The sequence below is a fragment of the Inquilinus sp. CA228 genome (assembly GCF_052078665.1).
In the GTDB taxonomy this organism is placed as follows: Bacteria; Pseudomonadota; Alphaproteobacteria; order DSM-16000; family Inquilinaceae; genus Inquilinus.
Map to the genome: position 1 here is coordinate 33,092 of NZ_JBQJIK010000058.1, position 20,717 is coordinate 53,808.

A 20,717-nucleotide genomic window follows, 5' to 3' on the forward strand; every position below is an offset into this window, starting at 1 on the left:
GGCTGAGAACACAGGCCGGAAGCGGCCCGCGTCCGGATGTCGAGGCTTAGGAGCCCGTCGCGATGGTGCAGAAGGTGCCGCTCGGGCCAGTCCGGATCTGGGTGGCCGCGGTGTTGAGGGCCAGGTTCTTGACCGCGGTCTTGATGCTGGCGGTCAGCGGGGCGAAGCCGCGATTGCGCGCAGCCGTGTCGTAGACGCCGCCGTTGGTGTAGTCGGTGATGAACTTCCGGATCGCAGTGGTCTCGGTCGCCGGGAAGTAGCAGCTGTAGAAGTTCAGCATGGTGAAGCCGGCGATCGGATAGGCTTCCGGGTTGGCCGGATCGAAGATCGGCGCCACGGTGTCGTCATGCGGGTTGTGCAGCGCAGCGGCGTCGAGCGCGGCGCTCCACAGCGCGTCGTTGGTGAACGGCGCGGTGGTGTCGATCGCCGGGATCACGAGGCCGTCGATCGAGTTCTGGGTATAGGTCGGGGCCGGCGGGATCGGGAGGTCGAGCGGCAGGCCGCCCGGCGTCGCGACGTCCGTGCCGGCGTCGAAGCTGTCGCGCCGCTGCAGGTTGGCGGCCGGCGGCGGCGAGGCGATCTCAGGCGAGATGGCCTGAGCGGTGTAGTCCGCGCTGACGTAGCCGATGGCGCCCGAGGTGGAGTCGACGGCGGCCGCAACGCCGTTGCTGCCGGTCGCGCGGGTGAAGCCCGCGGGCCAGGTGATGGGTGCGGCGGGGCCACCGGTGCCGACGCCGAAGCTGTAGTTGGCGAGGTTGCCCGGGTTGGCGGGATGGCTGTTGTCGACCGCGCCGTTGCACGCCGCCTCGAGATGACGGGTGAACAGGAAGGTGGTGCCGCTGCTCTCCTGGCGGACAACGACGTTGATCGGCGTGGAGACGGCGACCAGCGGCGTGCCGAGGTTGTCGGCGGTGAGGATCGGGTCGTTCCAGTTGGTGATGGTGCCGGTGAAGATGCCGCAATAGGCCCGGCGCGACAGATACAGCGCGCTGGAGCCGCCGGTCGCCGACTTGGCGCCCGCGGGGATCTCGCGGTCGGGATCGATGGTCAGGCCGGTCGGGTTGAAGGCGATCGCGACCGGGCTGCCGACGGTCGGGACTTGGATCGCCGGGCCGCGGAGTGCCAGCGGGCCGGTTGCGGCGTTGTAGTTGCTGATGTTCGTGGCGGTCAGGACGGCGTCGCTGCCGGCGAAGTCGAAGAACTCGCCGCCGGCGCCGTAGCCGTTGCCGGGCGTCTCGGCGTAGGGAATGGACGCATTCTCATAGGGCGTGTCGCTCGGCACCGCGTTCATCGACTGCTCGTTGATGAACGCGGTGATGCCGGCGCCGCTGCCGGTCGGGGCATAGGCGAAGCACTGCGTCGTCGAGGGAACGCAGCTGCCGAGAGCAATCCCGCCGTTGGTCTCCTGGAACCAGCGCAGATACACGCCAAAGGGCAGGGTCGCGCCGCCGCTGTAGTAGGCCGCGGCCGAAGCCGGGGCGCTGTTGAGCGTCAGGCCGCCCACGGCGAGCGCCAGCAGGCTGCAGGACTTCAGAAGCTTGGACAAAGTCGTCTCCTTCTTCACGTCTGGGACAAGTGTGTCGATCACCGCCGCTGCGGCGGTGTTCCCCGCACGAAGGGGACGAAGTCCCGCGGATCCAGCCTCACCCTGACCTCCTGCATCTGGAGGTTCGAAATGAAGCCTGGAGCCTCAGAGCCTGCCTCCCCCTTCCAACTCCAATAGTCTCAAATATTTCTGATGAAACGGTGATTGAATCATTTAATATTCGTGAACGTATGTTTGTAAAAAGTCGATAAAATACCGTTGTTGTAGAATAATTTATGGCGAGGCGAGAATACGTGCTGAAGTATTCTCGCCTCAATTAACATAAATTAGAACTTAGAGAACGAAATCGCCGGCGGTCAGAGTGCCGGTGCCGCGCACGTCGATGGCAAAGTCGGCAACCGAATCGCCGTTCAGGTCGCCCTCGACCCGCACCGCGCTGTCGCTGACGGCTTCGAACCGCAGTTGGCCGGCATGGCCGGAGAAGTCGCTCTCGCCGATGAAGGTGAAGGCCTGGTTGCCGGAACGGGTGCTGTTGGCGTCGACCAGGAGCAGGTTGATCACATCGTCGGCCGACGAGAAGTCACGGATCACATCCGCCGCCGCCGCCGTGCTGTCGGACGCGCTCGCGTAGATGAACGTGTCCACGCCGGCGCCGCCGGTCAGCGTGTCGCGACCCGCGTCGCCATGGATCATGTCGTTGCCGTCGCCGCCGGCGACGCTGTCGTTGTCGGCTCCACCGAACAAGAGGTCGGTGCCGGCGCCGCCGCTGAGCGAATCGCTGCCGTCGCCGCCATAGGTGATGTCGTTACCGTCGCCGCCCAGGAGCGAATCGGCGCCCGTGCCGCCGAGAATGATGTCGTTGCCGGCGCCGCCATCGAGCAGGTCGTCGTCGGCGCCGCCATCGATCAGGTCATTGCCTTCGAAGGCCTCGATCGTGTCGGGGCCGCCCAGCCCCTGGATGATGTCGCTGTCCGCAGTGCCGGCGAGATAGTCGTCGGCCTCGGTCCCGATGATCTGACTCATGGTTCTCCCCCTTGCATCAAGGTTCGCATGTCTGTGCCGAGGCGACCCCGACGGTCTGGCGAAGCTCAGGGGCCGCCCTTCACGTCCGCTCTTGCGGACTCGCCAAGCCGGTATAGAAAATCCTATCGATTCTCTGTTGCAGCTGTGAGACTCAACCGTGAAGTAATCAAATATACCTCAAATCGATAAGAATAATTTTAAGCAATTATTTTGAATCAATCCGAAATTTCCACGTTGATTCAAAAGAGTATATTTGAACCGTATTATGACAAGCGAGGCCGTATTCGGATTGAGCGAAATATCACTACCAGAATGACGAGTAGAATTATTGTGATCGGTATGGCCGCGACATTGAGCCAGATCAGGGTCCTCTCGATCGTCTCGACATCGGCGCGCAGGGCCTGCCTCACCTCGCGCAGCTCCCGCCGGGTGTCGACCACCTTGATCCGCAGCGCCTCGATCGCCTGGCGCGACGGCTCGGCGCCGCCTTCGGCCCCTTGGGCCGCCGCCATGTCGCGCTGGAACTGCGCCAGCCTTTCGGTCAGCGCCGTCTCGCTGTCCTGCAGCCGTGGCGCCGCGGCGCGGCCGATCTCGGCGATCCGGGTGAAGGGCCGGGCGCCGGCCGACCGGTTGCGCAGGGCCGACAGGTCCTGCGCCCCGGACAGCTCCTCCAGCAGCGCCAGCAGGAAGTCGCCATTGGCGGCGAAGGCGCGGGCCGGCTGTCCGGGCTGGCCGCGGGCGACCCAGAAGCGGTCGTCGAGGATGTCGGTGTCGGCGATCACCACGAGATCGAGCGCGTCGGTTTCAAGCTTCCGCGCCGCGGCGGCGTCGATGCCGTCCGGCAGCTGGTTGGCGAAGGCGCTGCGGGCATGGCCGCCGATTCGCGCCGCCAGCACCAGCCGCTCGCTGCCGGTCGGATGGACGGCCCACAGCGTCTGCGGATCGGTGTGCGGCACGATCTCGTCGACATCGACCGGGCTGCCTTGGTCGGTGGTGAACAGGAGCGGCGAGAAGCTCGTGCTCGCGCCCAGCAGCGGCCGCAGGATGCCGGCGGTGCCGACCGTGATCGGCCCGAGGCCGGCAAAGGCCGGGTCCGCGGCGTCGCGATTCCGCTCGCCCAGGGTGAGCCACACCAGATGCTGCAGCTGCAGCGGCCGGCCGTCGTCGCGCCGGACGGTGATGCTGGAGGCGAGATTGCGGTCGCCGGCCACCCGGCCGATATCGAGGTTCAGCCCCCAGCTCGGCCCGAACGCGCCGAGGGCGGAGAAGGAGGCGCCGCGCGCCGCCTGCTCCGGCAGCCGCTCCGCCGCCGCCTCGGACAGCGGGTCGACCAGGACCAAGGCGCGGCCGCCGGCCATCAGGAACTGGTCGATCGCATATTGCGCGGTCGGCGGCAGGTCGCGCGGATGCACCAGCAGCAGCACGTCGATCACGGCGGGGTCGAGCGCCGCGGTGCCCTTGGCCGCCAGGTCGTTGATCGCGATCGGCCGCAGGTCGAAATCCGCCTGCATGTCGCGATAGGCGGTGAAGGCCGGCAGCACCCGGCCGCCGAAGGCCAGCGCCCCGCCCAGCGGCAGGGTGCTGACCACCGCCACCTGGCGCCGGTCCGGCGAGGCCAGCCGCGCGATCATCCGGGTCAGCTGCAGGTCCAGCGCCGGCTCCTCCTCCGGCCGCAGGAACGGGATGGCGACCCGGTCGGCGGGGCTGCTGCCGACCAGGCCGAAATAGATCGGGTCGCCGCCCTTGGTCAGCGGCAGGCCCAGCAGCCCGTCCTGCACGGCGCGGTCCTCGGCGTCGCTGAACGGCTCCGGCGCCTCGCGCTGCAGGGTCAGCCGGTCGCCGGCGGCGGCGGCATAATCCTCTAGCCGCGCCTCGACCCGGCGGGCATAGCCGGCCAAAGCGGGGGAGGCGGCGGCGATCCGGTCGGAGACGACGAGCCGCAGCGTCACCGGCTGGCTCAACCCGCCCAGCACGGCGTTGGTGGCGGCGCCGAGGGCGTGCCGTCGGTCCTCGCTGAGGTCGAGCCGGTGCCCGCGCAGGGCGCCGTCGGCCCAGAGGTTGACGCCGACCGTGGCCGCCAGCGCCAGGGCCAGGACGGCGAGTCCGGTCAGCCGGTGTCGGAGCGGGCGCCGCATCGCCGTCACCCCGCCCGCCGCAGGCCGAGCGCCACCGACGCCGCGAACAGGAAGAAGGCGGTGACGGTGGCGAAGAAGATCAGGTCGCGCAGGTCGATCACGCCGCGCGCGATCGGCCGGAAATGCGGCAGCACGCCGAACACCGCCAGCGCGTCGGCGATCCCGGCCGGCAGCCGGTCGCCCAGCAGCCCGGCCAGCGCCGGCGCGCCGGGGATGGTGACGATCAGGCACAGGGCGACGCCGAGGATGAAGGCCACCACCTGGTTGCGGGTCAAGGCGCTGGCGGCGGAGGCGACGGCCAGGTACAGGCCGGCGACCAGCAGGCTGCCGCCATAGCCGGCGGCGATCACCCGGTGGTCCGGGTCGCCCAGCCAGGCGACGGTCAGCCACATCGGGAAGGTCAGGGCCAGGGCCAGCGCCATCACCGCCCAGCCGGCCAGGAACTTGGCCAGCACGGCCATGCCGGGGCCGATCGGCAGGGTGAACAGCAGCTCGGCCGTGCCGCTGCGCATCTCCTCCGCCCACAACCGCATGGCGATGGCGGGGGCCAGCAGCAGGTACAGCCAGGGCAGGAAGGCGAAGAAGGGCTCGAGATCGGCCTCGCCGCGGCCGAAGAAGTCGCCGGCATAGATCGGCAGCGCCCCTGCCAGGACCAGGAACACGACGACGAAGACGGCGGCGATCGGCGTGGCGAAATAGCCCGCCAGCTCGCGCCGGAACAGGGCGAGGCCGGCGCGCATCTCAGGCCGCCTCCGCCGGGTGCTGCACATCCGGCAGGGTCAGGGCCCGGAACAGCCCCGCCAGCCGGCCGTCCGGCGAGCGTGCGGCCAGGGCCGCCGGGGTGTCGTCGGCGCGGATCCGGCCGGCGGCCAGGATCACGGCGCGGCTGCACATCGCCTCGACCTCCTCCAGCACATGGGTCGAGACCAGGATCGCCTTGTCCCGGCCCATCTCGCGGATGGCGTCGTGCATCTGCTGCTTCTGGTTGGGGTCGAGCCCGTCGGTCGGCTCGTCCAGGATCAGGATCGGTGGGTCCGGCAGCAGCGCCGCGGCCAGGGCGGTGCGCCGCCGATAGCCCTTGGACAGGGTCTCGATCGGCCGGTGCAGCATGGCGCCGAGCTCGACCCGCTCGGCCGCCATGGCCACCGCCGCGCGCCGTGCCCGGCCGACCAGCCCGTGCACGCCGGCGACGAAGCTCAGCAGGCCGGCCGGCGTCATCTCGGGATACAGCGGCGCGCCCTCCGGCAGGTAGCCGAGCCGTCGCCGCGCCGCGATCGGCCGCCGCCGGACATCGATGCCGTCCAGCGACGCGGTGCCGGCATCGGGCTCGAGATACCCCGCCAGCATGCGCAGCAGCGTCGACTTGCCGGCCCCGTTCGGGCCCAGCAGCCCGACCACCTCGCCGCGCCCGACCTCGAGCGAGACGCCGGCCACCGCGACCACGGGGCCGAAGCGGCGCTGCAGGCGGTCGGCGCGGATCATCAGGCGGCCGCCGGGGTGGTGGCGGCGCCCGGAATGTCGGCGATCGGGCCGAAGGTCCGCTCATAGCTCGCCACGGTCTCGGCCAACTTGCGGGCCAGGTCCTTCATCGTCACCGGGCTCATCGCCAGACTGACCAGCCACTCCGTGGCCATCGGCTCGGCGGAGGGCGACGGGCCCGATCCGACGACGATGCGGGCGCGGCCGACCAGCAACTGCGCCTCGGCCGCATTGGCGGTCAGGTGGAACAGCGAGAAGTAGCGGGTGTCGGGGGAAAAGCGCTCGGCCGCTCCGTTCGCCGCGCCGGTCTGCTGCGTGGTCATGCTCGTCTCCATCGGTTCCGTTCGGGTCACTGGGACGGGGCGGCGGGGGCCGCCGGCGCCAGGCGGGCCAGGATCTCCGTCACCGCGATCTCGTTGATAGCCGGCGGGGCGGCGCCGACCAGGCCTTCGATGTATTGGCGCCGCAGCTCCACCGCCTGTTGCCGGCGCAGGGCCTCGACCAGCAGCGGCCGGACCTCGTCGAAGCCCTGCACCCGCGACTCCTTGCGGTCGACCAGCCGGATCAGGTGCCAGCCGGCCTGGCTGCGGATCGGCGTGCTGACGGCGCCCTTCTCCAGCCCGGCCACCGCCTCGCGGATCTCGGGGATCAGCGCGTCCTCCGCCAGCCAGCCCATGTCGCCGCCCTTGTCGGCGCTGTCCTTGTGCTGCGAGGACTGCCGTGCCAGGGCGGCGAAATCGGCGCCGCGGGCCCGGGCGCGCCGCCGCAGCTCGCCGATCCGGTCCTCCGCCGCCTTGGCCTCGGCCGCCGGCGCGCCTTGCGCCACCGGCAGGAAGATCTGCGCCAGGCGCACCTCCGCCGGCGCGACGAAGCGGGCGGTGTTGTCGTCGTAGATCTTGCGCAGGTCAGCCTCCGGCGGGTCGGCGGCCGGCGGCTCGGCTTTGGCGGCCAGCCAGGTGTCGACGATCACCTGCTGCCGCGCCTGGTCGATCCGGGCGGCGACCTCCGGCCGCTCGGCCCAGCCGGCCCTGGCCGCCTCGGCGACCACGGCGCGGCGCGTCAACTCGGCCCGGATCAGCCCGTCCAGCGCCTCTCGGCTGGCCACGGCCTGGGCCCGGATCCCGGGGTCGAGCCCGCGCAGGAAGGCGTCGATCTCGGCCGGCGACAGGCCGATCGCGCCCATCCGGGCGACCGGTTCGGCCGGCGGCTGCTGCGCCGCTGCCGGCGCGGCGCCGAGCGCGAGCAGCGCCAGGAGGACCGGCGCGCGCCTCACTTCGCAGGCTTCCGGTAGCGGGCGTCGGTCAGCTTGTCCTGGAGGTCCTGGATGATGTTTTCCATCTCGACGCTCTTGAGCTGCGTGAACGGTTCGTTCTGCGTCAGCACATCGCCGAGATCCTTGCCGTCATAGGCGGCCAGCACCTCGCGGCCGACCTTGTAGAGCTGGTCGTTGGCGGCCTCGCAGGCCTTGAGGAAGCCGGAGGTCTGCTCCAGCCCGGCCTGGGCCGTCGCCCGCCGCCCTTCGGTGTCGCGCAGCTGCCCCTGGGTGCGGCCGAGGCTGCGCCGGGTCTGGTCCAGCTCGCCGCGCGTCGACTCCAGGGTCGCGGCGGCGGTGTCGAGCTCGGCCTGCAGCCCGTCCGCCTTCTCGGCGGCGGCGTCGAGCCGGCCCTGCAGCTGGCCGATCTGGGTGCGCAGCTGCTTGGCCTCGGCGTCGCGGGTGGCGATGGTCTGCTGCGCCTGGCTCAGCTGCGACTGCAGCGCCGTCGCCTGGTTCTGGGCCGTGCGCAGGTCGACCGTGGCCCGGCGCAGCGCCTCGCGCAGCCGGCCGACATCGCTCTCCTCCTGCGCTACCGCCGGGCCGGCGAGCAGCAGGGCGAGGCAGAGAGCCGGGATCGTCCGATGGCGGGTCGCGAGCATTGGTCCCTCCGTCAGAAGCGGGCGTTGATGTCGAGCATCAGCGTGTCGACCGAGAATTTCGGGCCGCTGATGGCGTCGCTGCTGAGCCAGCGCAGCCCGAGCCAGACATCGTCGACGACGCCGTAATTGCCGGCCACGATGTAGCCCTTGGCGTTGGTGCCGCCGTTGTGGAAGTCGCTGTCGGTGAAGGCGTCCATCACCGCGTCCGACTCCAGGTATTTGTAGGTGAAGCTGGCGTTCCAGTCGTTGCCGTGCCGGATCTCGGGATGGCCGACCAGGATGCGGGCCATGTAGCCCATGTTGCCGCTCTTGTAGCCCTGCTCGCCGACGCGGGCCGACACCTTGTCCTTGTCGTAGCCGAGATTGGCGACCAGGTCGCCGGTCAGCACGACATGGATCGGGTCGAACACCGAGATGTCGAGCGAGGCGGTGACGTTCAGCTCCTGGAACTTCGACGCCAGGCCGAAGGCGACGAGGTCGTCATCGTCAGTGGCGGGATTGCCCTTGTCGCCGACGTCCCACAGGCTATTGCCCTGCTGCAGGAAGGACGGCACCGAGGTGTTGCGGAACCGGTCGTTGGCGTCGATCGCCCGCGGGTCGCCCAGCGCGTTCTGGAAATCGAAATAGGCGACGCCGAGCTTGAACGCGGCATTCTCGTGCGGCCGCCAGTCGACGCCGAGCTGGCCGCCATACAGCACCTGGTCGCGTGCGGAGAAGGCCATTTCCTTCAGCGGGAACAGGCCGACCGCGCCCCAGGCGTCCAACTGGTCCAGCACCGGTTGGCGGTAGCCGACGGCGAGGCCGTCGAAATTGACGTCCTCGTCCCACACCAGGTCGGTCGAATAGAACGGGTTGCCGAAGCGGCCGGCGTTGATCTTCAGGTCTCCTCCCGTGCCCAGTGCGTCGCCCTCGTACTGGACATAGGCGCGGTCGAGGTTGAAGTTGTCGTTGCCCAGCGCCATGCCCATGTCGGCGTTGGTCGAGACCGGGTCGAGGTCGTTGCCGGTGGCCAGGCGGATGTTGGTGGAGAAGCCGGAGCCGAGATCGGCCTCGACGCCGAGCCGGGCGCGGATCTGGCCGCGATAGCGGTCCTCGCGGGTGTTCTCCAGCGGCGGGAAGGCGACCGCGTCGTCCAGAGAGGTGCCGTAGCCGTCGTTGTTGAGCTTCTGGAAGTCGAGGAACTCGGCGTTGTTCGGGTCGTAATAATCGGCCCGGCCGCGCACCCGGACGTCGCCGTACAGCTTCACCTTGTCGAGCCAGGCCGGCAGCGTGCCGGGGTCGCCCCAGCGCTCGGTCTTGGCCTGGGCCAGGACCTCCTTCTTGACGTCGTCGCGGATCTGGTTCCGCACCACCTCCGGCACATAGGGCACCCGCACCGTGCCCGGCGGGGTGCCGGGCGGCACCGCCTGGCCGCTGGCCGCCTGGTTGGCCTCCGCCGCCCGCGCCTCCTGCTCGGCCTGGGTCAGCAGCACCTGCGCCTTGTCGCGCGACAGGATGCCCTCCTGGACCAGCAGCCGGATCAGGGCCAGCGTCGTCGACTGCTCGGTCGGGGTCTGGCCGAAGGCCGTGCCGACAGCGAGAACGCTGATCGCGGCGGCGAGGCCGGTACGCTTGAACATCAGATCCCTCATGCCCTGGACTGCTGGATGTTGAGCTGGATGCGCAGCGTCACCGGCGTGCCGCTGGGTGGTGCCTGGCGGAACGAGCCGAGCTTGCGGACCGCCTCCACCACGGCGCTGTCGACCGACGGGTCGCCGCAGGATTGCGCCAGGCGGACCTGGCCGATGCGGCCGTCCGACCCGACCGAGATCGCCAGCACCACCGAGGCGCGGCGGCCGCGCACCGTGTCGCTGCCGTTGACGGCGCGGCGCAGGGCCGCGTCGCGCTGCGCCGCGCGCTGCGATTCGACGAAGGCGTACTGGCCGTAGCCGCCGCCACCGCCGCCACCCCCGCCGGTGCCGAGGCCAGTGCCGCCCTTGCGCGCGGTCAGGCAGGCGGCGCCCGAACAGGCCTCGCCCTCGGCGTCCAGCGCGTCGTCGCCCGGCGCCTTGTCCTTCGGCCCCGGATCGGGCTTCGCCTCCTCCTCGGGCTTGGGCTCCTCCGCCTTCGGTTCCGACACCGGCTCGGGCTCCTTGATCTCGGGGGTCTCGACCGGCTCCGGCGGCTTGATCTCGGGCTCCGGCGGCGGGGGAGGGGGCGGCAGCGGCGGCAGCTCGACCATCTGGATCGGCGGCGGCTGGCGCGGCGCCTGCACCGGCTTGCCGCGCAGCACGGCCGCGCCCAGCACGATCACGGCGGCGACCAGGGCCAGGCCCATGCCCGCCCACGCGATCCGCCGGATCCAGTTGGGGCGCTCCTCCATGGCCCTGTCCTTCCCCGCCCGCTCAGCTCGCCGCCGGGCGCTGCGAGACCAGCCCGACCTGCTGCACACCGACGCGGCGCAGCAGGTCCAGCACATCCATCACCCGGGCGTATTGCACCGCCTGGTCGGCCTTGATCACCACCGGGAAGTCGGGGACGGTGGCCTTGATCTGGGCGATGCGGCTCTCCAGCTCCGGCAGCGTCACCGGGATGGTGTCGAGATAGACCTGCCCCTGGTTGTCGATCGAGATCGCCCGCATCTGCGGCTGCGACATGCTCGCGGCCGCGCTCGCCTTCGGCAGGTTCACCTCGATGCCCTGCACCGCCGCCGTGGTCATGATGATGAAGATCAGCAGCAGCACATAGGCGAGGTCGAGCATCGGCGTGACGTTGATGTCGTCATACGGCTTGTTCTCTTGCTGCACCTGCATGACGGATCCTCAGCGCGCATAGAATTCGGCCATCTTCGTCGTGAACTCATCGACGAAGACCTGCATGTCGGCGGTGATGTCGCGGATCCGGCTGGCCAGGTAGTTGTAGCCGAACAGGGCCGGGATCGCGACGGCGAGGCCGGCGACGGTGGCGACCAGCGCGCCGGCGATGCCGGGGGCGATCGAGTTGATGTTGACCTGGCCGGATTCGGCGATCGCGGCGAAGGTGATCATGACGCCGACCACGGTGCCGAGCAGCCCCAGGAACGGCCCGCCGGAGATGGCGATGGTCAGCACCACCATCAGCCGGTTGGCGCGCTGGATCTCGCGCGTCAGGGTGGCGTCCAGCGTGGCCCGGATCGCGGCGATCGATTCCGGCGACAGCACCAGCCGGCCCGGCTTGCCGCGCGCCGCCTTGGCCCGGTGGGTGATCTCCTCGGCGCCGACATGATACAGGCGGTACAGCGAGGCGTTGCGATAGGTCCTGGCCTCGGTGCCGCCAGCCAGCCGGGCCGGCGCCGTGGCGTCGTCCGGGTCGCCCTGGTCGAGCGCAGCGAGATCGGCCACCAGCCGGCGGAACGGCACCAGGAAGCGCTTGTTGGCGCCGTCGACCCGGTTGACGTAACCGATCTTCGACACCATCACCACCCAGCTCAGCACCAGCATCAGGCCCAGGAACCCGATCACCGCCCAGCCGTCGACCGTGACCGAGGCGAGGATCGCGTTGAAATGGCCGAGGTCGAAGCCCGACGCCTCCTCGTCGACCCCGAAGGCCAGCAGCCGGCTGTCGGCCGCGGCGCTGCGGGCGGCCAGCAGGATCGCCGGGCCCGGCCGCGCCACGGTGGCGATCTCCAGCTCGTCCAGTTCGCCGATGTAATGGGCGAAGACCGGGGCAGGGGGGGCGGCCGGCACCGGCTCGACCACGGGGGCCACGGCCTCGACCGGCGGCGTGCCGGGGGCAGGCGTCGTTGTACTCGGCACCGCTTCCACGGCCGGCGGCGGCACGACCGGCTCGGGCGGGGGCGGGCGGACGAAGGGGCCGCCCAGCACCGCGGCGCCGGCCAGCGCCGGCACGGCGACGGCCCCGGTCCCGGCCGGACGGCCGTCGACATACAGCGTCACCTGCCCGGCGGCGACGGTGACGGCGAGATGGGTCCAGGTGCCCGCGGCCACCGGCGCTGTGGCGGCGATCCGCTGCGGCCCGGCGCCGCTGTCGACGCTGACGAAGGGCGTGGCCTGGTCGAGGCCGATGGCGAGGCCGCCGGACTGGATCAGGCCGGGCGCCGCCTCCTTCTCGTAGATCACGGCGTCGGGCTGCAGCGTGCCGGGCTTGATCCAGGCCGACCAGGTGAAGGCACCGCCCTGCGGCACGGCCAGGCTGGGCGTCGCCGGCAGCATCACCGTGCCGGTGCCGTCGAAGCCGATGCCGCCGGCGATGAACGAGGCGTCGACCTTGGGCGCGGTCGATTGCGCCGCATTGTTGGCGTAGCCGGTGGAGTCGAGCGGCAGGGCCCCGGGCTCGGTGAAGTGCCAGACCAGGGCCTGGGATGCGTCGTAGCCGGCCTTGGCGTTGCCGGTGCCGACCGCCTTGTCGTTGCCCCAGTACAGCCAGATCGTCTGCGGCTTGTCGGCCGTGGCGTTCGGCAGGTCGACCCAGACCAGCCCCATCTCGAACAGGTTGTCGAACTTCTCGATGTGGAAGGTCAGCGGCGTCTTGTCGTCCTCGGCGATGACGCGGAGGTCGGAGCCGTCATCCTTGGCGGCGAGGAAGTTGAAGTTGCCGGCGGACAGGCGGACCAGCACCTGCGCCCGCCCGGCCATGCCGGGGACGGCGCCGGCATTCGCGCCGAGATCGACGGTGATCGGCTTGCGCAGCGTCCAGTCGCTGTTCCACCAGGCCGAGGCGGCCTGGGGCGTCAGCAGCAGCGCCAGCAAGGCGCCGAGCAGCAGCCGGAGTGTCATGCGCGGTCGGGTCGGGAAGAAGGATGTCATGCTCGCGTCGGTCCGGGGTCAGAGGCTGGCGCCGAGGGTGAACAGGATGCGGATGTCGTCCGCCTTGGTGTCGCTGGCGTCGATCAGCGGCACGGCGAGGTCGACCGATCCGGTGAGGTGGTTCAGCAGCTTGACCCGCGAGCCGAAGCCGAGGCTGGCGAGCTGGAACTCGTCGTCCTGCCCGGGATTGACGTCCTGCAGCCACAGCTCGGCGAAGTCGCCATAGGTGTAGATTCGCCAGTCCTCGACCACCGCGGGGTCCAGCAGCGTCCCGAGATTGGGCGTCGACAGGCGCAGCGAGGCGATCCAGCCATTGTCGCCGAGCTCCTCGGATTCGAGATAGCCGGGCACGCTGGAGACGCCGCCGGCGCTGAACTGCTCGTTGCTGATCAGCGGCTGGCCGGCCAGCTGGCCGTCGAACCGGGCGGTCAGCTCGAACGCGGCGGGCAGGATCTGCTGCCGCTCAAGCCCGGCGCGGAAATAGCTGAAGTCGCCGGACGCGCCGGTGCGCTTCTGCGCGAACTTGTCGTCCGGGTCGCCCAGGCCGCGCAGCCCGAAGGTGGCGGCCAGGCTGGCCGTGGTCATGCCCTGCGCATCGGGCCGGGTGGCGTTGTATTCGATCGTCGCCGTGGTGTAGGTGATCGGCGTCTCGGATTCGTCGGTGCCGAACACCTGGCGCTCGCCGAAATCCTTCCAGTCCAGGCCGAACATCAGCGTGTGGTAGAAGTCCGGCAGGCCAGGCAGGGGCAGCACGCCGCGGCCGCCGACGATGGTGCCGTCGCCGATCACGTTCACCCCACCCAGCGTCGCCACGCTGGAGGAGGAGGTGATGCCGTACAGCACCAGGCTCTCCTGCCACTCCGGGATGCGCAGGGTGTAGGTCGCGGCCACCGCCGAGGTCTGCTCCGGGTCCTCCGGCGCGGTGGTGTATTGCAGCGAGATGGCGTGGCCGAGCTGCCACAGATTGTCGTAGCCGACCGAGCCGGACAGGCGCAGCGGCTTGGTGTTGGCGCTGTACTGGTTGGTCAGCTCGACCGAAGCCTGGAACGGCGATTCATCCTCGACATTGAGGTCGGCGTCGACCGTCCCGGGCTCCGCCCCCGCTTTCAGCTGCGGCGTCACGGTGCGGCCCGGCAGCCGGTTCAGCACCTCCGAATCGCGCTGGATCCCGGCCAGCTGCGGCACCGTGCCCTCGGCCAGCGACGGCGCCGCGCCCTTGATCCGGCCGAGCGAATAGTAGCGCGAGTTGCGCACCCTGAGCCGGCCGACCCGCGCCTCCGCCACCTCGAGCCGGACGACGCCCTCGCGCACCGTCTGCTCCGGGATGTTGACGGCGACGGTGATGTAGCCGGCATCGCCGTAGCGCTTCTCCAGCGCGGCGCGGGCGCCCTCGACATCGTCGATCGTCCTGTCCGGTCCTAGGAAGGGGTAGATCGCCTCCTCGATCTCGACCACCGGCAGCACGGTGTTGCCCTGGACCTGGTACTCCAGGATGTCGAAGCGGCCTGCGGCGGGGGCAGGGGCCGGCGCGGATGACGGCTCGCCCGCCACCGCCGGGGCGGCAGCCGGCGCCTCGGGCGCCGCCGCCTGGGCCACGGCGGCCAGCAGCGACGCACCCGTCGCCCAGCCGGCCACGGCTAGCCTGGACCCCCACCTCGGCCGCATCGATCCCCCTCCGCTGGCCACGGCCCCTCTATGGGCAAAATGCAATAAAAACGCCACACATGCGCCATTCCGAAAATTCAGAAGGGCGAATGTTTTGTTCATTTGTCTAGAAATCTGAGTAGCACATACATACAGACACGTTCAATCACCGATCGAAAAACTAGGAAACGTTTCATGTGGACAAGTCTGTTGTCATTCACGGATCTGAAATATTGATTTGTATGCAGATTTATTACGAAACGATTGCGGAGATTCGTCACGGAACTGTCACAGCCGTGAGGCGGGTGCCCGGCGGAGGCGGCTCCGCCGGGCGTGCTGGCTGGCCAGGTTGGTCGGGGCGCTCAGCTCCCGGAGCTGATGGTGCAGGTGCCGGGGATCGGGCCGGTGTGGATGCTGGTGAGGGTGTTGTTGAGGGCCAGGGTCTTGACCGCGGTCTTGACGCTGGGGGGCAGCGGGGCGAAGCCGCGATTGCGCGCAGCAACGTCGTAGACGCCGCCATTGGTGTAGTCGGTGATGAACTTCCGGATCGCCGCGGTCTCGGATGCCGGGAAGTAGCAGGTGTAGAAGTCGAGCAGGGTGAAGCCGACGATCGGATAGGCCTGGGGATTGGCCGGATCAATCGGATTGGTGGCGTCGTTGGGCGGGTTGTGCAGCGCGGCGGTGTCGAGCGCCGCGCTCCAGTTGCTGACATTGGGAGTTGTCGGCACCACGAAGCTGTCGACCGCGTTCTGGGTATGGGTCGGAGCCGGCGGGATCGGCTTCACCACGGCCGGGCTCTGGCCGTGTTCGAAGCTGTCGCGGGTCTGCAGATTGGCCGCCACCGGCGCCGGCGAGACCTCGGGCGCGATGGCCTGCTGGGTGTAGGTCGGGCCGACATAGCCGATGGCGCCGGTGGTCGAGGCGACGGCGGTCGCCACGCCATTGTCGCCCGTCGCCTTGACGAAGGTCGTCGGCCAGCTGACGACGGTGCCGACGCCGAAGCCATAGTTGGCGAGGGGGCCCGGGACGACAGGATGGCTGGTGTCGACACCGCCATTGCACACCGTTTCGAGGTGGCGGCTCAGCAGGAAGGTGGTGCCGCTGCTCTCCTGGCGGACGACGACCCGGATCGGCGTGGACGCGGTGACCAGCGGCTGGCCGAGGTTGTCCTCGGTCAGGACCGGGTCGTTCCAGTTGGTGATGGTGCCGGCGAAGATGCCGCAATAGGCCCGGCGCGACAGGTAGAGCCGGCCGGAGCCGCCGATCGTCATTTTGGCGCTCGGGCTGCCGCCCGCCGGAACGATGCGGCTGGGATGAAGGGTCAGGCCGGTGGTGTTGAAGGCGATCGCGACCGGCATTCCTGCAGCCGGGATCTGGATCGCCGGGCCACGCGCGGACCGCGGGCCGGTTGCGGAATTGTAGGCGAAGATCTGGGCGGTGGTGAGGACGGAGTCGCTGCCGGCGAAGTCGAAGAACTCGCGGCCCGCGCCGTAGCCGACCCCGATATGCGGCGTGAACGTCTCGTCATAGGGGATGAACGGACTCTCGTAGGGCCAGTCGCTCGGCAATGCGCTCGGCGACTGCTGGTTGAGGAACGCCGCGAGGCCCGCGCCGCTGCCGACCGGGGCATAGACGACGCAGGTCCGGGTCCCGCCGCCCGTGAGCACCTCGCTGGGGTTGCAGTTGAGGAGGGTGAGGCCGCCGTTGGTCTCCTGGAACCAGCGCAGATACAGGCCGAAGGCCGCGCTCGACCCGCCGCTATAGAGGGCCGCGGCAGGCGCCTGAGTGGTGCCGGACAGAAGGCCGCCCGCGGCCAGGGCGGCGAGGCACAGGCGTGACGAAAATCGCTTCATGAAATTCCCCTTCTCGATGCAATGGCTGGTTTCGTCGTTCAGGGGCGTGTGGCGGCGCCCCTCCTCCTCGGAACGTCATTCTCGTGAGAGCGGGAATCTCTGTCCGATCGGGCTGTGACGAGATCCCCGCTTTCGCGGGAATGACGGGAACGGGTTGGGATGACGAAAACGGAGCGGGATGCCCGCGCGCCTACCCCCCCTCGTAGCCGAGGAAGGCGCCGGTGATCAGCAGCGGCGGCGGCTCGGTGGAGGGCTGGGCGCCGCGCTGTGCCTGCTCGCGCACCGAGTCCTCGATCGCCCGCGTGGCCTGGGCGGCGACGTCGCTGACGCCGGCGATCGAGGCCGGGTTCACCGGTGCGCTCGGCAGGCCCACCGTCTGGCCGCCGACCTGGATGTTGTCGGCGTTCAGCACCTGCAGCGCGAAGACGTTGAAGTTGCCGGAGACGCGGATGCCGCCCTCGCCGGCATCGACCACGCCGTTCGGGGCGTAGAGGTCGACATCGCCCGGCGGCTGCAGCGCGCCGATGCCGCTGCCGCTGACGACGCCGCCGGGTTCGACCTGCAGCGTGCCGGTGTCGCTGAGGCGCACGATCGCCGGCGCGGTGCTCACCGCGCTGCGCGAGCCGGCGCCGGCGTCGATGTCGCCGAAGGAGGACCAGAACAGGATGTTGCCGCCGCCGGCGGTGAGGGCGCGGGAGGAGCGGATCAGGATATCGTCCTGGGCGAACACCCGGATGTCGCCGCCGAGCACCGTCCACAGGCCGGAGTCGTTTTCGTCCTTCGGGTCAACACCCGTTTCCTCGGTGTTGGCCCCGAGCTGGATGCCGCCGCCGGGGACCAGGATCGAGATGTCGCCGCCGCGCTGGGTCTTGATCTGGCTGTCCCGCATGGTGATGCCGCCGGCATAGCCGTCGCCGGGGAACATCGCATCGGCGGCGGCATAGCCGCGGTCGGTGGCGCCGAAGCGCGGGCTGGCCGGATCATTGGCCTCGCGGCCGGAGGCGCGCAGCTCGGCGAAGAGGATGTCCTGGACCAGCGAATCCTGCTGCTGCCGCGGCAGCGCCCGGAACAGGGCGAAGGCGGTGGCGGCATCCAGCCCGCTGCGGCCGGTCAACGCCTCGACATAGGCGATCATCTGCGCGGTGTAGATCGACGACCCGTCCCCTGCCTGCAGATAGACGTCCAGCCCGGTGTAAAGCGCCGGATCCAGATAGCGGGTGAGGAAGGCGGTGAGGTCGCGCTGCTGGTCGCTGCCGAGCCCGGCGATCACGGCGATGTCCGCCCCCTGGTCCGGCAGGACCGAGGTGCGCAGGTTGCCGTCGGTCAGGATGCCCTGGCCGTAGCCGAGATCGATGTTGCGCCCCGCGCTGACCTCCAGCCGTCCCGGACCGCCGACCAGGATTTGTGCGCGCTCATTGGCTTGGTTTGCTGCCAATGCCAGGTCGATGTCGCGGCCGGCCTGGACCAGCGTGACGTCGCCCGGATCGGTGTTGGTGGCGATGATCGAGAGGTCGGCGATATCCGTGCCCGCGCGAAGCTGCAGGCTCTTCGGCACGATCAGGTCGTAGGCAGATCCGAGGAACTGCCCTCCCTGTCGTATGTCGCCGGCGACGGCATAGATCCGCGCCGGATCGCGGTCGCCGACATGCCGGCCGGCCTGGTCGAGCCGGCTGTCGGTCAGCAGATGGGCGTTCATGAACTGCAGTTGTTCGCCCTGGCCAAGGAAGTTCTGAAAATTCACATCGAGGGGGTTCAGCGGCGTCGGCTCGAATTGCGGAAGGGCATCCGCCATGGCGACAGACACAAGCACAAAGTCGAACCTCGGCGGCACGGTCGGGTCGCCTCGCGGCCGGAACACGACGTCGTCCGCCGCCAGCAGTTCCAGCGTGCCCCGATCACCGCTGGCCAGGACCATGCCGCCGTCGATCAGGATGTCGCCGCCGAAGGCGGTCGCGCGCAGGGCCGACGGGTACAGCAGCATTGCCCTGGCGATGTTCGGCGCACCTGATCTGCCCGCCAACCCGGCGACCGTCTGGCTGTCATTGCCGAAACGGACATCGCCGCCGATCGATTCCAGGCTGACCGCGCCGTTGGCACCGCGGGAGAAGAAGCCGCCAAAGAGATGCTGGTCGATGTTGCCGGACCAATTCTGCCGCACAGACACCGGCAGCAGCATCGGGTCGAGCGCGGTCTCGATGGTCAGGTCGCCGCGGCTGCGCAGCCGGAAGAGGGCGTCGCCCACCGCCAGGATGGTGCGGGGGGTGTATGTGTCGAAGGTGACCTGGCTGAAGGCAGACGCGCCGCCCCTGATCGCGCCGCCGGATTCGATGGTCGCGTCGCCGCGACCGACATAGTAGACGCCGCTGACGATGTCGCCGAGCGCGTCGACCGTCAGGCTGCCGCCATTGCGGATGTTGACGACCTGGCCGGACCCCGTGTCGGAGACCCAGCCGACGGTCGGGATCGCCGCCGACAGGTTGGAGATGTCGCCGCCGGCCCTGAGCGTGACGTTGCCGCCGCCCAGCGCGCCGACGCCCTGCTGGAAGCCGTCGACATCGATCCACCAGCTGGTCTGCAGGTCGGTGGTGCCGTCGGCGTCGCCCTGGCGCCAGACATAGTCGGTGACCAGCTGGGCCGTGGGCACGCCGTACAGGCTGCCGCGGGCGGTGACGGTGATGTCGCCGCCGCCGGTCGGGTAGGTGGCTCCGGCCGGTGGGGTGAAACCATCCTCGTCCGGATCGATCTCGATCGGCCGGCCGGCGGTGTAGATCATGGCCGGCTGGATGAAGCCGCCGGTGTCGGGGTCGAGATTCGTGGTCTTGCGCGAGCTCAGCACCACGTCCATGGCCGCGGCGACGTCGATGTCGCCGGTGCCGGTGCGGATATAGAGCGGCCGGGTGGTGCCGTCGGGGAGCGCGGTGTCGACCACGACGCTGCCTTTGCGGTCGGGCCGGGCCGGGTCGGGCGGGTCGGCCGGGCCGTAGCGCTCGAGATCTGCCTCGGCACGCAGCGCCAGCGGATCGGCGCCCGCCACGTCGGCACCGGCGACCAGGCGGTAGGACCAGCTGTCGCCGCCATGCGGCGCGGTCTTCGGGCTGCCGGTGATGGGGTCCAGGATCGGCTCGCCGTTCTGGTCCCTGGCGATGGCGAAGCCGTCGCTGAGATTGCCCTTGAAGACCAGGTCGCCGCCGGCGCGCAACGTCAGGACGCCGGGCGCCAGCCGCTCGCCGTCGCCGGTCTGCAGCAGCGCGTACAGATCCAGATCCGTGTCCAGCGTCATGTCGCCGGCGCTGCGCAGCTCCACCCCGGCCATGGCCGTGACGCCGGCGCCGAAGCGATTCCTGATCGTGCCGGCCGTGCTTTCCGCAAACGCTTCGACGTCGGTCTTGATCAGGCCGCCGTCGATCACCGAGACGTCGTAGACCTTGTACGCCTCGACCGCCACCTGCCGGGCCCCGGCGATGCCGCTGCCGATCCGGGTGATCGCGACATCGGTGCCGTCGGCGGTGCGCGGCGCACGCAGATGCACGGTGCCGGTGTCGCCGCCAGCGCCGACCGCGATGGCCGATCCGGACCGCAGGTCCAGCCGGCCGCCATCCCCGGCCGCGAGCAGCACCGAGCCGCCCTTGCCGGCGGCGTCGGCCGCGGCGCCGGAGGCGTTCAGCACCGCACCGTCGTGCAGGGTCAGGGTGCCGCCTGCCGCCAGGCGAATGTCGCCCCCGATGGCGCCGGACGCGTCGATGGCGCCGCCGATGTCGAGATTGCCGCCATCGGCCGCCAGCGCGAATTCGCGGGCGGTGACGGTCTGGCCGGCGCTGAGCGCGACGTCGCCGCTGCGGATGCGCAGCCGCTGCGCCTCGGCGAAGCCCGCCGCCGACAGCTTGCCGGCCAGCGCGTCGAAGCTGCCGTCCAGCCGGCCGAGGTCGAGATCGGCCTGGCCCTGGCGGGTGCCCGCCGCCGAATGCGCGTCGATCGTGCCGTCGGCGACGAACCGGCCATGCGCGGCGTCGACGATCAGCCGCCCGGCATCGCCGCCCGGGCCGCCGCCGATGGCGATGCCGGCGCCGCTGGCCAGCACCACGTTGCCGCCGGCCGAGGACAGCTTGACCACGCCGCCCGGCGCGTATTCGGTCTGGTCGAAGAAGCGGCGCTCCACCCCGGCGGCATCGATCGTGGCGCCGCCGGCGATGATCAGGTCCCCGGTCGCCGCCGCCTCCAGGATGCCGGCGCGGGCCTCGATCCGGCCGCCCAGCGAGACCGTGCCGCCGGACAGGCGCAGGCGGCCGCCGATCTCGTCGAAGCCCGGCAGGTCCGGCGCGGCCCGGCCCTGAAAGCTCAG

15 protein-coding genes are annotated in these 20,717 nt (G+C 70.2%); all 15 read right to left on the bottom strand.

Features of this window, described 5'->3' with window-relative positions; translation table 11 throughout:
- Positions 1 to 46: 46 nt before the first annotated feature.
- Positions 47 to 1,546, bottom strand: a complete 1,500-nt coding sequence (locus tag ACTOWL_RS25905; protein WP_441324173.1) for a substrate-binding domain-containing protein — start codon at positions 1,544 to 1,546, stop codon at positions 47 to 49.
- Between the two features lie 333 nt (positions 1,547 to 1,879).
- Positions 1,880 to 2,569 carry a calcium-binding protein gene (locus tag ACTOWL_RS25910; protein WP_441324174.1) on the bottom strand — a complete coding sequence of 230 codons (690 nt, stop codon included), beginning with the start codon at positions 2,567 to 2,569 and terminating at the stop codon, positions 1,880 to 1,882.
- 263 nt (positions 2,570 to 2,832) lie between these two features.
- On the bottom strand, positions 2,833 to 4,704 hold the full coding sequence (locus tag ACTOWL_RS25915) for a GldG family protein (RefSeq protein ID WP_441324175.1): 1,872 nt from the start codon (positions 4,702 to 4,704) through the stop codon (positions 2,833 to 2,835).
- A gap of 5 nt (positions 4,705 to 4,709) precedes the next feature.
- The gene (locus ACTOWL_RS25920) at positions 4,710 to 5,444 is read right to left on the bottom strand and encodes an ABC transporter permease subunit (RefSeq protein ID WP_441324176.1); all 735 of its coding nucleotides are present in this window, start codon (positions 5,442 to 5,444) and stop codon (positions 4,710 to 4,712) included.
- Position 5,445: 1 nt separating this feature from the next.
- The gene (locus ACTOWL_RS25925) at positions 5,446 to 6,186 is read right to left on the bottom strand and encodes an ABC transporter ATP-binding protein (protein ID WP_441324177.1); all 741 of its coding nucleotides are present in this window, start codon (positions 6,184 to 6,186) and stop codon (positions 5,446 to 5,448) included.
- The gene (locus ACTOWL_RS25930; RefSeq protein WP_441324178.1) at positions 6,186 to 6,506 is read right to left on the bottom strand and encodes a hypothetical protein; all 321 of its coding nucleotides are present in this window, start codon (positions 6,504 to 6,506) and stop codon (positions 6,186 to 6,188) included. The genes ACTOWL_RS25925 and ACTOWL_RS25930 overlap by 1 nt, the downstream gene beginning before the upstream one ends.
- Positions 6,507 to 6,532: 26 nt before the next feature.
- Positions 6,533 to 7,456: a peptidylprolyl isomerase gene (locus ACTOWL_RS25935; RefSeq protein ID WP_441324179.1), complete on the bottom strand. Its 924-nt coding sequence runs from the start codon at positions 7,454 to 7,456 to the stop codon at positions 6,533 to 6,535.
- On the bottom strand, positions 7,453 to 8,097 hold the full coding sequence (locus ACTOWL_RS25940; protein ID WP_441324180.1) for a hypothetical protein: 645 nt from the start codon (positions 8,095 to 8,097) through the stop codon (positions 7,453 to 7,455). Before ACTOWL_RS25940 ends, ACTOWL_RS25935 begins: the two co-directional genes overlap by 4 nt.
- A gap of 11 nt (positions 8,098 to 8,108) precedes the next feature.
- On the bottom strand, positions 8,109 to 9,716 hold the full coding sequence (locus ACTOWL_RS25945; protein ID WP_441324181.1) for a putative porin: 1,608 nt from the start codon (positions 9,714 to 9,716) through the stop codon (positions 8,109 to 8,111).
- An 8-nt stretch (positions 9,717 to 9,724) separates the two neighbouring features.
- Positions 9,725 to 10,459: an energy transducer TonB family protein gene (locus ACTOWL_RS25950; RefSeq protein ID WP_441324182.1), complete on the bottom strand. Its 735-nt coding sequence runs from the start codon at positions 10,457 to 10,459 to the stop codon at positions 9,725 to 9,727.
- A gap of 22 nt (positions 10,460 to 10,481) precedes the next feature.
- Positions 10,482 to 10,889 (bottom strand): ExbD/TolR family protein, encoded by a 408-nt coding sequence (locus ACTOWL_RS25955; protein WP_441324183.1) that lies wholly within the window; start codon positions 10,887 to 10,889, stop codon positions 10,482 to 10,484.
- A gap of 9 nt (positions 10,890 to 10,898) precedes the next feature.
- Positions 10,899 to 12,851, bottom strand: a complete 1,953-nt coding sequence (locus tag ACTOWL_RS25960; protein ID WP_441324184.1) for a DUF2341 domain-containing protein — start codon at positions 12,849 to 12,851, stop codon at positions 10,899 to 10,901.
- A gap of 48 nt (positions 12,852 to 12,899) precedes the next feature.
- Positions 12,900 to 14,546: a ShlB/FhaC/HecB family hemolysin secretion/activation protein gene (locus ACTOWL_RS25965; protein ID WP_441324185.1), complete on the bottom strand. Its 1,647-nt coding sequence runs from the start codon at positions 14,544 to 14,546 to the stop codon at positions 12,900 to 12,902.
- Between the two features lie 341 nt (positions 14,547 to 14,887).
- Positions 14,888 to 16,378, bottom strand: coding sequence for a substrate-binding domain-containing protein (locus ACTOWL_RS25970; RefSeq protein ID WP_441324186.1), 1,491 nt, complete (start codon positions 16,376 to 16,378; stop codon positions 14,888 to 14,890).
- A 190-nt stretch (positions 16,379 to 16,568) separates the two neighbouring features.
- Positions 16,569 to 20,717, bottom strand: a 4,149-nt coding sequence (locus ACTOWL_RS25975) for a filamentous haemagglutinin family protein (protein ID WP_441324187.1), incomplete at its 5' end; no start/stop codon positions are given.